Below are 12,505 nucleotides of genomic sequence, written 5' to 3'. Positions count from 1 at the left end.
GCAAGCTCGCTGGCATATACGTAACAAAGAGTACCCGATACTATTTAATACGGGTACTAAACCTTGGGTGATCAGAGGGCAGCGACGTGACGTCCAGTAGTTACAAAGACATCAACTACACCGACTACGAGTTCAGTCAGGCCACCACGGTGGACGGTGGCGTTCCTACGCGTCGTCGCCGGGTGGGTGATCGGCTCAAGACGGCGCGCCGATTGCTCTTCGAAGCCACAGAGCTCAGCTACGACCCCGAACTGGACATCGACTGGGATGCGCCGCTGAGCTCCGGGATGCATTGGCTGGCGTCCCATCGGGTGTCGCTCTACGGCACCCCCGAGTGGGGTGCGCTGTCGGTGGAGCAGCGTGACGAACTGGCGCGCCAGGAGCTGGTCAGTCTGCTGAGTTTCGTCGTGGATGCGCAGGGTGCGCTGGCGTCACTGATGTTCCGGGATGTCATCGAGGGCAACACGCTCGCCGATGACTACACCCGCTTTCTGTTGGCCAGCGTTCGCGATATCAGCCGCAACGCGACCATGGTCGGCCGGCTGATCAACAAGACGGGGTTGGAGCTTGCGCCCGCGCCTATGGCCGTGCAGCGACTGCAGCGGTTCTTCGTGCCACTCATTCCGCATGGTCCTCTCGGTCGCGGATTCATCCTCTTGCTGCACAGGCTGATTCATCAGCTGATGAGTGAGCTCGAGGCCGACGAGCAGGCGCAGCCTGTGGTCCGGCAGGTCGCAAAGATCTGCGTGCTGGTCGGCCGCCGTCAGCTCGAGTTCGCCGAGGACGAGCTGTACCGCGCGGTGGATGCCCGGCGGTATCTGCCCGCTGCCCCGGCTGATATCTCGGTTGCGCTGTTGACGGTCTTGGCGACCTCGCTGATCGTGCGTCCGCAGGTGTACCGCAGCGTGGGCCTGACCGAGCGGGCCGGCCGCAGGGCGGCGGCGCGGAGCGAGAACAGTCGCCACCGCAATCAGGTGTTGTTGCGGCGATACCTCGATATCGCCCAGGACGCAGGAATGTTCACGACCAGCGCCGCGCGGTCGATTCTCGGAGGTCGCGGCCTTTTATGACCCCATTCGGGGATTGACAAACCAGGGTGCAACGTTAAGACTCAAAGTAACGGGTACTGAAAGTAATGTATAAAATTGGAGGGTGGGATCAATGACGACCATCGACCAACCAACGGCTCTTCACGAGGCCGGCGCTTCGTCGGTGCGGGGCAAGTCCGTGGGCGATCGGCAGAAGACGGCGCAGCGACTGCTGCGTTCGGCCGCGGAACGTGCCTACGACGGTGAGGTCGACATCGACTGGGACGCCCCCGTGGTTCCTGGGTTGTACTGGACAACTCCGCAGCGGACGTCGCTGTATGGCACCAAACTGTGGGACAAGCTGACTCAGGAACAGCGCATCGAACTGACGCGTCATGAGCTCGGCTCGGTACTCAGCTTCGGCATCTATGTGGAGACCGGTCTCAGCGCCATGCTGTGGCGGCAGGTTGTCGAGCAGAACGGGGGAGCGACCGATCACGGCCGTTACGCGCTGACCGAGGTCAGCGAGGAAGCGCGGCACTCCACCATGTTCGGTCGTCTCGTGAACAAGCTCGGCGTCGAGCCGTACACCTATCCCAAGTTCGCGACGCGCGTCATCCGGCTTCTGGGACTGGCGCCGCTGGGCCCGTCGGGCCTGGGCGGGCTTTTGCTGGTCGAAGAGGTGTTGGACCGCGCGCAGCGCGAATCGATGATGGATGAGACGGTGCAGCCGCATGCGCGTCAGCTGATGAAGATCCATGTGCTCGAAGAGGCGCGGCATATCACCTATGCGCGTGAGGAATTGGTGCGTCAGATCGCTGAACGAGGCCCGGTGTCCAACGCATTCCATCGCGGGGTTTTCGCCCTTGCGGTAATCGGTATCTACCCGGTGCTCTTCAACCCGAAGGCATACCGGTCGGTGGGGATTCATCCGCTGCGCGGCCTGTACGCCTTCTTGACGTCACCGAACTACCGCGAGAACGCGACATGGGTTTCGGAGCCGCTGATGCGCTTCATGCACGAGATCGGTTTCCTGGACGGCAAATTCACCGGGCGACTGTTGCGGATGTCGCGGGCGATGCCAGACGACATCCTGGCCGAGATCAAGTCGCGATAAGCGCGAGAGCAGAACTGGCTCGTTGCCGGTGGCAATGAGCCAGTTCTGCCGTGCCAAGGGTCCACCTTCGAAAACAGAAAGCGATTGCGCCACATGACTGTCACCGACACACCGTCCGAAGAACAGCAGCCCGACACTGTGATCGACAGCGGCTCCGCCGATCCCATCCGGGTCCGGGCGCTGATAGTCGGCACCGGCTTCTCGGGCATCGGTGCCGCGATCGCGCTGCAGAAGATGGGGGTGCCGTTCCGCATCCTTGAAAAGGCTGGCGAAATGGGTGGCACCTGGCGCGACAACACCTATCCCGGTGCGGCATGCGATGTGCCGACGCACCTCTACTCGTTCTCGTTCGAGCCGCGGTCGAACTGGGATCAACTCTTTTCCAGGCAGCCCGAGATCTTCGACTATCTCAAGGAAGTCGCCGCCAAGTACGGCTTGTACCGGCATGTCACCTTCAACACACGCGTCACTCGCGGGTACTGGGATGAGAGTGAGTACCGCTGGCATGTGTTCACCGAGAGTGGGCAGGAGTACATCTGCCAGTTCCTCATCTCGGGGGTCGGCGCCCTGCACATTCCGAGCATCCCGGAGATCGATGGCCTCGAGGGTTTCGAGGGGCCGGTCTTTCATTCCGCGCAGTGGAACCACGACTTCGACCTCACCGGCAAGAAGGTCGCCGTCATCGGTACGGGTGCCAGCGCCATTCAGTTCGTCCCCGAGATCGTCGGCAAGGTCGGCGAGCTGAAACTCTTCCAGCGCACGCCGCCGTGGGTATTGCCGCGCAGCAATGTCGAATTCGGGCCGGCGGCCAAGCGGGCGTTCGCGAGCATCCCGGGGCTGCGGGCGTTGTTCCGCAGCGGCATGTATTTCGGCGCCGAGGCGGGCGCATACGCGATGAACCGGCGCCCGGCCCTGCTGAAAGGCGTTGAGCTGCTGGGCCGTGCGTACATCAAGAGCCAGATCTCGGATCCGGACGTGCGCCGGAAGGTGACACCGGATTACCGGGCCGGCTGCAAACGCCTGCTGGGCTCGGCCACGTACTACAAGGCGATCGAGAACCCGAAGACGGAATTGGTCACCGAGTCCATCACGCGGGTGACCGCGGACGGTGTGGTCACCAGCGACGGAATCGAACGCAAGGTCGACGCCATCATCTTCGGCACCGGCTTCCACGTCACCGACTCGTACAAGTACCTGGATCTGAAGGGCCAGAACGGCGAGGATCTTGGCGACCGTTGGTCGGCAGAGGGTGTCACCGCTCATCGCGGCATCACGATCGCCGGCATGCCCAACCTGTTCTTCCTCCTGGGCCCCAACACCGGCCTGGGCCACAACTCGATCGTGTTCATGATCGAGTCGCAGATCCACTACGTCACCGAGGCCATCAAACACGTTGATGAGGCCTACGCCCAGGCGATTGTGCCTACCCGCGAGGCCCAGGACCGGTTCAACGCCGAGGTTCAGCGCAAGCTGCAGGGCTCAGTCTGGAACAACGGCGGTTGCCAGAGCTGGTACCTGGACGAGCATGGCAAGAACCGGACGTTGTGGTCCGGATTCACCTTCGAATACTGGTCGCAGACAAGAAAAGTCGATCCCACCGAGTATGAGTTCGAAGGTGTGGTGCGCCCGGCTGTGCGCAAGACCATTCCCCTCGCGGACGGTCCCCGGCAGACCTCGCCAAGTCTGTCCGCACGCTAGGCCGCCACTTCCGCCCAACAGAAGCGAGAAACCATGAAGAACTTCGACAACAAGGTCGCCGTCATCACCGGTGCCGGTTCGGGTATCGGCCGCAGCCTGGCCTTGAATCTGGCCCAGCGCGGCGCGCGGTTGGCGCTCTCGGATATCGACACCGCGGGCGTGGCCGATACCGCCGGGCGTTGCGAGAAGGCCGGCGCGACCGCCATCCCCTTTGAACTCGACGTCGCCGACCGGGCCGCCGTGTACGCCCATGCGGCCGACGTCAAGAACGAGTTCGGTCAGGTCAACCTGGTGTTCAACAATGCCGGGGTCGCACTGTCCGCCGACGTCAAAGACATGGAATGGGATGACTTCGACTGGTTGATGAACATCAATTTCTGGGGTGTCGCGCACGGCACCAAGGCCTTTCTGCCGCATCTCATCGAATCGGGCGATGGCCACATCGTCAATGTGTCGTCGGTGTTTGGATTCATGGGCATCCCGTCTCAGAGTGCCTATAACGCAGCAAAATTCGCTGTTCGTGGCTTCACCGAGGCGCTGCGTCAGGAGATCCGGGCGGCCAAGTACCCCGTCGGAGTCACCTGTGTGCACCCCGGCGGGATCAAGACCAACATCGCCTCAAGTGCGCGCGGTATCCCGGAGGGAGTCGACCGGGAAACCGTCCGAAAGGGCTTCCAGCTCGCGGCGATCACCCGGCCGGACTCGGCGGCGCGGATCATTCTGCGGGGTGTCGAGAAGAATCGGCCCCGGGTGTTGATCGGTCCCGATGCCCGGGTGTTCGACGCCATACCGCGCATCATCGGACCGCGTTACGGGGATCTGATGGCGCCGTTCTACGGACTCGGCAAGTACGGGCCGGGCAAGAAGATCGCGGCGCGTTTCGGTATCGAGCTCTAGGCGCCGTCGATGACAGACACCGTCACACCGGATGCCCCTAAGGTGACTGGCAATCCCCACGTACATTCACTGGAGGTCGTCGAGATCATCAGGGAGACAGGGGATGCGGTTTCCCTGGTGTTCGAAGTGCCCGATGCCCTCGTCGATGCCTTCCGGTATCGACCGGGTCAATTCCTCACGCTGAAAATCCCCAGTGAACAAACGGGATCGGTGGCCCGCTGCTACTCGCTGTCCAGCTCACCGCATCTCGATGACGACCTCGTCGTCACCATCAAACGTACGGACGGCGGTTACGCGTCGAACTGGCTGTGCGACAACGTCGTCGTGGGTGATCACCTCACCGTGCTTACCCCGTCCGGGGTTTTCGTGCCGCGGTCGCTGGACGGCGACTTCTTGCTGATCGCGGCCGGTAGCGGCATCACCCCCATGCTGTCCATCGCCAAGTCGGTGCTGCTGGGTGGTGCCGGAACGGTCTACTTGTTCTATGCGAACAGGGATGAGCAGAGCGTCATCTTCGGTGCCGAGATCGACGACATCATGGTGGAGTTCCCGGACCGGCTGCGGGTTGTGCACTGGCTCGAATCCGAGCGCGGATTGCCCACCCGTGACGCCATGGCCGAGTTGTTCAAGGCCTACACCCGGTACGGCACCTACATCTGTGGCCCGGCGCCGTTCATGGACGGGGCGCGCGCCGCGTTGTCGGCCGTCGGGATGCCGGCCAGCCACATTCACGTCGAGCTCTACCAGTCGCTGACCGGCGACCCGTTCGCCGATATCGTGGTCCCGCAGGGTGGCGGGGACACCGCGGAGGCGACGGTGGAACTCGACGGCACACAGGTCACCGTCGAGTGGCCCAGGAACACCCCGCTGCTCGACGTGCTGCTCGCCCAGGGCTTCGATGCGCCGTACTCATGCCGCGAGGGTGCCTGCAGCGCGTGTGCCTGCACGGTGCGCCGCGGCGAGGTGCGGATGCTCCGCAACGACACCCTGGTCGATGCCGACCTGGCGATGGGGCTGACGCTGGCCTGTCAGGCCGTTCCGGTCACCGACAGTGTCGATATCGTCTTTGACCAGTAGACGCGAGATTGTGCGCGATCTTGGATATGGTCACGGGATGCGTACCCTGCCGATCCTTGGCGCTGTGACCAGCGCGATTGCCGCCGTCGTGCTGGCGGGCGTGGCGTCCGCCGACCCGGACACCCCGAATCCTCTTGACCCGTCCGGGCTTCCGAACGTCAACGGCCTCACTCCGGTGTCACCGCTGGAGTACAGCGTCTTGGCGGACACGGCATACGGCTTCACTATTCCCGGTGGGATCTCCTGCATGATCAAGCGCGCCGATGCCAGCTATGGCTGCAGCGGCCCGCTGCCCGGGGCGCCCAATGGAGCGAACCTCGTCAGCGGCAGTAACGCCCCCGGTTTCGCCAGCACCGACCGGCCGATCTACGGCCTCGGCGGCGATGTCTTCAAGCCCCTGGCGCCGGGGCATCGCCTGAGCTACCGCGAGGTCAGCTGCGGCCTGGACGGTGGCGGCACCTTGACCTGTGTCAACAACCGCTGGCAGAACGGCTTCGTGGTGGGTCCGGGCGGCAGCTACACCACCTAGCCGCTGGTTAGATTGGTCGCATGCGTCTTGGGAACCTGCTGATCGCCGTCCTGTGCGGCATCGTCCTTGTCGGCTGCGATAGGGGAGAAGCACCCACGGACGCCCCCGCGCAGGAATCCACCAGTGCGTCGGCCTCCGCCGCGGCAACCCCCACCGCGGCCGTTGACCCCGCCGGCGAGCCCGCCTGCCCCAAACACGGCGGTCGCTGGGATGCCGCTCAGGGCTGCGTCATCGACGAGGTCACCCCGCAGGCCACCCAGCACCTGCTCATCCCCGTCCAGTGGGATTCGTCCTTCCCCGAGCTGCAGAAGGCGACCGACGAGCTGGTGGCGGATATCCGCGCTAATTTCCGCAAGTCCGTCGAGCGTGCGGGAGCCCCACCCGAAGGCAAGCCGTGGGCGCTGCAGGTCAGCTTCGAGGCGTATCAGGGCAAGGGTGTGCATCCCTCCGACAGCGTGCGGTTCTCTATCAGCGAGTCACTCGGCGGCTATCACCCGGGATTCGCTTTTCGCACCCTGGCCTTCGACCGCGTCACCAAACAGCCCATCACCATCGGGTCGCTGGTGATCGACCCGGCGACGGCTCTGCCCAAGATCGCCGCGCTGGTCCGCGCCGATCTGCGCGCGCAGCTCGGCGGTGTGGGAACCGAATTCGTCGATACCGGAACAGTTCCGGAGCCAGGCAATTTCACAGAACTTTCGCTGGACGGCGACGCGCTGCTGTTCTCCTTCGAGCCATACCGCGTGGCCGCGTACGCCGAGGGGCCGATGCAGAGCCGGGTGGCGCTATCCGAGCTGCGCGATGTGGTGAAGCCCGAGTACCTGCCCGCCTGATCAGAACCCGGTGCCGTGCACCTCGTGGCCGGGTGTGGCCGCCATGAGTCCGCGGTAGGCCTGCTCCACCGTGGAGCCGTGGTTGATCACCCCGTCGACCTCACGGGCGATCGGCATCTGGATGCCGTACTCGTCGGCAAGGGTCATCACCACGGAGGACGCCTTCACGCCCTCGGCCACCTGATTCATCGATTCGATGATCTCGTCGATGGTCTTGCCCTTGCCGATCTCCTCGCCCACGTGCCGGTTGCGGCTGCTGGCACTCGTGCAGGTGACGATGAGGTCGCCCAGGCCCGCCAGGCCGGGAAACGTCTCGGGGTTACCGCCCATGGCCACACCGAGTTTGGTCATTTCCCGCAGTGCCCGCGCGATCACCATGGCGCGGGTGTTCTCGCCGATGCCGATCGCATACCCCATGCCGCTGGCGATGGCGAAGACGTTCTTGAGTGCACCCGCCATCTCCACACCCACCACATCGTTGGTGCTGTACACGCGGAAGCGCGACGTGCGGAACAGCTCGCCCAGGCGCGCTGCCTGGTGCTGATCGGGCATCGCGACCACACCAGCGGCCGCATACCCGCGAGCCACCTCCTTGGCGATGTTGGGCCCGGCCAGGATGCCCGCCGGGTGTCCTGGCAGCACTTCCTCGATGATCTGTGACATCCGCATTCGGGAGCCCTGCTCAAGACCCTTGACCAGCGACACGATCGGCACCCACGGACGTAAGGATTGCCCGATCTCGGTCAGTACCTCGCGGAAGCTGTGTGAGGGAACGCCCATGATCACCACGTCGGCCTGCTCGATGGCCTCGTGCAGATCCGAGGTGGCGCGCAGGCTCTCGGTCAGCTCGACCTCGTCGCTCAGATAGCGTGAATTGCGGTGCCGTTCATTGATATCCGCGACGGTTTCCGGCGAACGGGCCCACTGCAGGGTGGGGCTGCGGCGCGCCACAATCGAGGCCACCGTGGTGCCCCAGGATCCGCCCCCGAGGACGACGACTTGTGGTTCACGAAGTGCTGCCATGCCCGCCAGGGTATGGGCCCGATGCGCCACGAATATGGACTTCGGCAATATGAGTGCGGTGTTGATCGATGTGACGCTCACGACCGGGCTGACCACCATGGCCGCCGATGCCGCCGAAGCCGAGGGGGCCGGCTACGCGGGTATCTGGACATTCGAGGGCGCGCACGACCCGTTTCTGCCGCTGCTGCTGGCCGCCGAGCACACCAGGGATGTCACCCTGGGGACCTCCATCGCGGTCGCCTTCGCGCGAAATCCGATGCTGTTGGCCAACATTGGCTGGGATCTGCAGGCCTACTCGGGCGGGCGATTCATCCTCGGGCTCGGCACGCAGATCAAACCGCACATCACCCGTAGGTTCGGCATGCCGTGGAGCAGTCCCGCGGCGCGGATGCGTGACATGGTGCTGGCGGTGCGCGCCATCTGGCAGTCGTGGCAGGAAGGCGGGCGTCTGGACTATCGCGGCGAGTTCTATCAGAACACCCTCATGACGCCGATGTTCATGCCTGATCCCGCCGAGGTGAGCGCCTTTGGCCCGCCACCGATCTGGCTGGCCGGTGTCGGTAGCGGGATGACCGAGGTTGCGGGCGAGGTGGCCGACGGATTTCTGTCGCACCCGTTCTGTACACCCGACTACCTCGCGCAGATCACCGTGCCGACGCTGGCACGTGGCGCGCAGAAGTCCGGAAAGACACTCGCCGACATTCAGATCCACCACTCGCCGATGATCATCATCGGGCGCGACGACACCGAGCTGGCGGGTGCGCGGGCGGCGGTGCGCAAGCAGCTCGCCTTCTATGGGTCCACGCCCGCCTACTGGCCGATCCTGGAGCTGCACGGGCGCTCAGAGGTTGGCCCGAAACTCAAAGAGCTGTCCAAACAGGGCGAATGGGATGCGATGACCAATCTGATCGACGACGAGTTCGTCGATAACGCGGCGATCACCGTGACCGACCCCGCGCAGGGCGCGCGCCAATTGCGGGACCGCTACGGCGATCTGGTGCACCGGTTGGGTTTCAACACCCCGTACCGGCCCGATCGTGCACTGCTGGCAGCGCTGCTGACCGCCTGCGCAGAGGCTCGCTAGGCGTGGGTACCTGAGATCGCCACCCCGGCCCCCAGGCCGACAATCATGAAGCCGCCCGCACCGCCCATGGTCTCCAGGCGCTTGGGTGAACGGGCGAACCAATTGCGCGCGGTGCTGGCCAGCAGTGCCCACAGGCTGTCCGAGACAAGAGCTATCGCGATGAACACGATGCCGAACAGGAAGATCTGGGTCGGCACCGAGCCCGCGGCAGGATCGGCGAACTGCGGCAGCACCGCGGCGAAGAACAGCGCCGTCTTCGGATTGGTCAGGCCGACAATGAAGCCCTGCCGGAAGACGTGTCGTTGTCCTGCCGCAGGCCGGTCTGCGTTCAATGCCTCGTTGAGTGACTTGCGGTTCCGAATCGCCTGTACGCCAAGGTAGATCAGATAGGCCGCGCCAACCAGCTTCACCGCCGTCAGCGCCCAGGAGGAGGCGGTCAGCAGGGCGCCCAGTCCGGCTGTCGCAGGCGCCACGAACACCGCAGTACCCGCCGTATTGCCCAGCACGCTCAGCAGGCCCGCGCGGCGGCCCACGCTGAGCGAACGGCCAACGGAAAACAGCACGCTCGGTCCCGGAATCACGATGAGGGCGTACGCGACGAGCGCGAAGCCGATCAGGTGTGACGGCGAGACAGCGGGGATCATCGACCGATCCTGCTACCGGTAGTTCACGAACTGCAAGGCAATATCCAGGTCCGAGCCCTTCAGCAGTGCCTGGACGGCCTGCAGATCATCACGCTTCTTGCTCGACACCCGGATCTCTTCGCCCTGCACCTGCGACTTGACACCCTTGGGGCCCTCGTCGCGGATGATCTTGTTGATCTTCTTGGCGTTCTCGGTGTCGATGCCCTGCTTGAGGGTCCCGGTGAGCCGGTAGGTCTTGCCGCTGGGCTGCGGGTCGCCCGCATCGAAGGCCTTCATGCTGATATCCCGGCGGATCAGCTTTTCCTTGAAGACGTCCACGGCTGCCTTCAGGCGCTCCTCGGTGGAGCTGATCAGCTCGATGGTCTCGTCACCTTTCCAGGCGATAGTGGTGTCGGTCCCACGGAAGTCGAATCGTGTGGTCAGCTCCTTGGCCGCCTGATTGAGCGCATTGTCGACCTCCTGACGGTCGATCTTGCTCACGATGTCGAACGATGAATCCGCCATGACTGCTCCTCTTTCTGGTCTTCGTATGTTCCGTATCCAGTCGGTTTGCGTTGGCACGACCCTATCGTTGTATCCTGCATCGTCTGATAAGGCGGGTTGCCCGAGCGGCCAATGGGAGCGGACTGTAAATCCGTCGGCTTACGCCTACGCAGGTTCGAATCCTGCACCCGCCACAGCACTCAGGCCCCCTTTCGAGGGGGCCTGAGGTGTTTTTCAGGGGGATGCGCAGATTGTGCCCGGTGTATCGGCTCAGCGCAGATGGCCGGCCAGCTGTCCCTGCTCGCCGAAGAGTTCGGTGTTCCAGCGTTCCACGAGGTCGGTGTTGTCGAACTCATCCGGATGGAAACCGGGCCGGTTGTAGGCCCTGACGCGGGCGAGCACGTCCCGGGTTACGAAGGGTGAATGCCGCAGTTCGGCAATGCTTCTGAACAACCTGACGGGGTTGTACGTCGCCCGGTCGAGAAGCAGCGACATCAGGGTGTCCAGGAGCGTCCCGCACAGGAACACCGTCGTGATCAGCCGCATCGCCCACGCGCGCATGCGCTCGGTGCCCCCGACCGTTCGATAGACGTCGAAGGCCACGGCGCGATGTTCGGACTCCTCCAGCGCGTGCCAGAGGAGCATCGAGCGGACCTCGCCCTCGCCCAGCAGATCTTGCGCGCGCTGATCGGTCAGCAGGGTCTCGGCGAGCGTCGCGGTGTAATGCTCCAGGGCCGCCGTCATGGCGAGGTTGAATCGAGGCGGCAGGTACCGCGTGTAGAGACTCATCCCTCGCTTGGTCAGCCGGTCGACGATGCCCGTCGGATAACCCATCTGCTGCAGTCGCTCGTTGAGTTCGCGGTGCTCGCGCCCATGTGTCACCTCCTGACCGATGAACCCGGCCACCTGCTTTTTCAGCACGGGGTCGGTGATCTGGTCAGAGAAGTGTTTGACGGACCGGATGAAGTAGTCCTCTCCCTCCGGGAACACTGCCGACAGCATCGCGATGATGTGGCTCATCACCAGATCGCCCTGCACGTAGTGGCGATTCAATGAACCGGTCGGATACCGGAACGTGATACGCCTTGTCTTGATGGGCCGGGCGGCTTCGTCAACAGGGGTGTTCATAGCGGCTCCTGGGTGGGTGTTTCACGGGTGGCTCGATTGACGCCCTCGGCAGGCCAGGGCTCTGGGTCGGTGTCGGGATGATGACGCCAGATGGAGCTGGCGACGACGTAGTGGGCGATGAGGGCGATTCCCCAGCCCAAGAGGGGATAGATGAACCACGGGTATGCCGTGCCATGGTCGAACTGCCAGGTAAGCGCCCAGATCGCCACGAGCAGGACCTGCACAGCGGCGTAGGTGCTGGCGTGGATCCGGAAGGCAGTTCGATTCATCTGCCCGATCCATGCCCGGCGTTTTCGATCGATCCGTCGCTGTTCCTCGTCGGCCCGGCGTTCGGCACGTTCCACTGCTCGTTCAAAGGCGTCATCGCTCACTGCTTGGCTCCTCTCCTGCGATCGTCAACTCGGGCAAGGCCAGTAATCTCCAGGGCGGCCTGATCGAGGATCTTCTCCACTGCGGTGGGATCCACCCGGCCTGCCGACGGCATGATCCGCGCGGAGAACCGGGCGAGGATCTTCTCGAATGAGTCGCCGCGGCCGAACCGTGCGCCGGTGCGCAGCTCCACGCCTGCCAGCACGTCAGCTCTGCTGGTCAGTGCCCGCTGGCCCTCGGCTGACGCGCGGTAGACCGTCCGGCCCTCGCGTGTCTGGCCGGTCAGGAGGCCTTCGGCGGCCAGTGCTTCGACTGCGGGATACACGGTGCCGGGCGATGGTTGGTAGCCACCGGCACCGAACAGCCGTGATAGTTCGGACATCAGTTCATAACCGTGCATGGGCCGCTGCGCCAGCAGCGCCAGGAGCACGAGGGGCAGCTCGCCATGACGGAAGAAACGTGCCATGACCGTGCCTCCTCTCCGCGCCTACGAAACTATTACGAAAGTAATATCGAAACTATTACGAAGTCAATGGCTCGGTGAGTGGTTCGCCAGGGAGGCACTACATCTGTTGTGGTTCATTTCCGGATCAGC

General features: G+C 64.0%; 14 protein-coding genes and 1 tRNA gene. 9 read left to right on the top strand and 6 right to left on the bottom strand.

Going from position 1 to position 12,505, the window contains the following annotated elements:
• Positions 1-86: 86 nt before the first annotated feature.
• The 7 genes from HBA99_RS20035 (at position 87) to HBA99_RS20005 (ending at position 7,179) form a co-directional block, all read left to right on the top strand.
• A complete protein-coding gene (locus tag HBA99_RS20035; RefSeq protein WP_046254740.1) occupies positions 87-1,070 on the top strand; it encodes a diiron oxygenase in 984 nt (327 codons plus the stop codon).
• 91 nt (positions 1,071-1,161) lie between these two features.
• On the top strand, positions 1,162-2,145 hold the full coding sequence (locus tag HBA99_RS20030; RefSeq protein ID WP_030096577.1) for an AurF N-oxygenase family protein: 984 nt from the start codon (positions 1,162-1,164) through the stop codon (positions 2,143-2,145).
• A 93-nt stretch (positions 2,146-2,238) separates the two neighbouring features.
• Positions 2,239-3,843 (top strand): flavin-containing monooxygenase, encoded by a 1,605-nt coding sequence (locus HBA99_RS20025; RefSeq protein ID WP_057967880.1) that lies wholly within the window; start codon positions 2,239-2,241, stop codon positions 3,841-3,843.
• Between the two features lie 33 nt (positions 3,844-3,876).
• Positions 3,877-4,740, top strand: a complete 864-nt coding sequence (locus tag HBA99_RS20020) for an SDR family NAD(P)-dependent oxidoreductase (RefSeq protein ID WP_030096579.1) — start codon at positions 3,877-3,879, stop codon at positions 4,738-4,740.
• Positions 4,741-4,749: 9 nt separating this feature from the next.
• Positions 4,750-5,817 (top strand): ferredoxin--NADP reductase, encoded by a 1,068-nt coding sequence (locus HBA99_RS20015; RefSeq protein WP_057967881.1) that lies wholly within the window; start codon positions 4,750-4,752, stop codon positions 5,815-5,817.
• Between the two features lie 37 nt (positions 5,818-5,854).
• Entirely contained in the window at positions 5,855-6,346 is a 492-nt protein-coding gene (locus HBA99_RS20010) for a hypothetical protein (protein WP_057967909.1), read from the top strand.
• Positions 6,347-6,366: 20 nt separating this feature from the next.
• On the top strand, positions 6,367-7,179 hold the full coding sequence (locus HBA99_RS20005; protein ID WP_057967882.1) for an RsiV family protein: 813 nt from the start codon (positions 6,367-6,369) through the stop codon (positions 7,177-7,179).
• Here HBA99_RS20005 and HBA99_RS20000 read toward each other — a convergent pair whose 3' ends face one another.
• Positions 7,180-8,202 (bottom strand): NAD(P)H-dependent glycerol-3-phosphate dehydrogenase, encoded by a 1,023-nt coding sequence (locus HBA99_RS20000; RefSeq protein WP_030096583.1) that lies wholly within the window; start codon positions 8,200-8,202, stop codon positions 7,180-7,182.
• A 34-nt stretch (positions 8,203-8,236) separates the two neighbouring features.
• Between HBA99_RS20000 and HBA99_RS19995 the strand changes: the two genes are divergently transcribed.
• Positions 8,237-9,286, top strand: a complete 1,050-nt coding sequence (locus tag HBA99_RS19995) for a TIGR03617 family F420-dependent LLM class oxidoreductase (RefSeq protein ID WP_057967883.1) — start codon at positions 8,237-8,239, stop codon at positions 9,284-9,286.
• On the opposite strand, the gene HBA99_RS19990 is transcribed toward HBA99_RS19995, so the two are convergent.
• Both HBA99_RS19990 and HBA99_RS19985 read right to left on the bottom strand, forming a co-directional pair.
• Positions 9,283-9,930 (bottom strand): LysE family translocator, encoded by a 648-nt coding sequence (locus tag HBA99_RS19990; RefSeq protein ID WP_057967884.1) that lies wholly within the window; start codon positions 9,928-9,930, stop codon positions 9,283-9,285. The genes HBA99_RS19995 and HBA99_RS19990 overlap by 4 nt on opposite strands.
• 12 nt (positions 9,931-9,942) lie before the next feature.
• Positions 9,943-10,434: a YajQ family cyclic di-GMP-binding protein gene (locus tag HBA99_RS19985; RefSeq protein ID WP_030096586.1), complete on the bottom strand. Its 492-nt coding sequence runs from the start codon at positions 10,432-10,434 to the stop codon at positions 9,943-9,945.
• 90 nt (positions 10,435-10,524) lie between these two features.
• On the opposite strand from HBA99_RS19985, the gene HBA99_RS19980 reads away from it, so the two are divergent.
• Positions 10,525-10,607, top strand: a tRNA-Tyr gene (locus HBA99_RS19980).
• Between the two features lie 76 nt (positions 10,608-10,683).
• Here HBA99_RS19980 and HBA99_RS19975 read toward each other — a convergent pair.
• Genes HBA99_RS19975 through HBA99_RS19965 form a run of 3 tightly spaced genes read right to left on the bottom strand, consistent with a single transcriptional unit; the run spans position 10,684 to position 12,376 of the window.
• Positions 10,684-11,541: a metal-dependent hydrolase gene (locus tag HBA99_RS19975; protein WP_057967407.1), complete on the bottom strand. Its 858-nt coding sequence runs from the start codon at positions 11,539-11,541 to the stop codon at positions 10,684-10,686.
• A complete protein-coding gene (locus HBA99_RS19970; RefSeq protein WP_057967408.1) occupies positions 11,538-11,912 on the bottom strand; it encodes a 2TM domain-containing protein in 375 nt (124 codons plus the stop codon). The genes HBA99_RS19975 and HBA99_RS19970 overlap by 4 nt, the downstream gene beginning before the upstream one ends.
• The gene (locus HBA99_RS19965) at positions 11,909-12,376 is read right to left on the bottom strand and encodes a PadR family transcriptional regulator (RefSeq protein ID WP_057967409.1); all 468 of its coding nucleotides are present in this window, start codon (positions 12,374-12,376) and stop codon (positions 11,909-11,911) included. The genes HBA99_RS19970 and HBA99_RS19965 overlap by 4 nt, the downstream gene beginning before the upstream one ends.
• Positions 12,377-12,505 lie beyond the last annotated feature (129 nt).

It is taken from the genome of Mycobacteroides chelonae, from assembly GCF_016767715.1.
GTDB lineage: Bacteria > Actinomycetota > Actinomycetes > Mycobacteriales > Mycobacteriaceae > Mycobacterium > Mycobacterium gwanakae.
The sequence above is the reverse complement of the archived record's forward strand: the minus strand, read 5'-3'. Positions and strand labels throughout refer to the sequence as shown.

What these genes read in the sequence shown, in the direction of transcription:
- HBA99_RS20030 (WP_030096577.1), top strand. Translation starts at nt 1,162, where the DNA reads ATGACGACCATCGACCAACCAACGGCTCTTCACGAGGCCGGCGCTTCG.
- HBA99_RS20000 (WP_030096583.1), bottom strand. Translation starts at nt 8,202, where the DNA reads ATGGCAGCACTTCGTGAACCACAAGTCGTCGTCCTCGGGGGCGGATCC.
- HBA99_RS20020 (WP_030096579.1), top strand. Translation starts at nt 3,877, where the DNA reads ATGAAGAACTTCGACAACAAGGTCGCCGTCATCACCGGTGCCGGTTCG.
- HBA99_RS20010 (WP_057967909.1), top strand. Translation starts at nt 5,855, where the DNA reads ATGCGTACCCTGCCGATCCTTGGCGCTGTGACCAGCGCGATTGCCGCC.
- HBA99_RS19965 (WP_057967409.1), bottom strand. Translation starts at nt 12,376, where the DNA reads ATGGCACGTTTCTTCCGTCATGGCGAGCTGCCCCTCGTGCTCCTGGCG.
- HBA99_RS19995 (WP_057967883.1), top strand. Translation starts at nt 8,237, where the DNA reads ATGGACTTCGGCAATATGAGTGCGGTGTTGATCGATGTGACGCTCACG.
- HBA99_RS20025 (WP_057967880.1), top strand. Translation starts at nt 2,239, where the DNA reads ATGACTGTCACCGACACACCGTCCGAAGAACAGCAGCCCGACACTGTG.
- HBA99_RS19975 (WP_057967407.1), bottom strand. Translation starts at nt 11,541, where the DNA reads ATGAACACCCCTGTTGACGAAGCCGCCCGGCCCATCAAGACAAGGCGT.
- HBA99_RS19990 (WP_057967884.1), bottom strand. Translation starts at nt 9,930, where the DNA reads ATGATCCCCGCTGTCTCGCCGTCACACCTGATCGGCTTCGCGCTCGTC.
- HBA99_RS20015 (WP_057967881.1), top strand. Translation starts at nt 4,750, where the DNA reads ATGACAGACACCGTCACACCGGATGCCCCTAAGGTGACTGGCAATCCC.
- HBA99_RS19985 (WP_030096586.1), bottom strand. Translation starts at nt 10,434, where the DNA reads ATGGCGGATTCATCGTTCGACATCGTGAGCAAGATCGACCGTCAGGAG.
- HBA99_RS20005 (WP_057967882.1), top strand. Translation starts at nt 6,367, where the DNA reads ATGCGTCTTGGGAACCTGCTGATCGCCGTCCTGTGCGGCATCGTCCTT.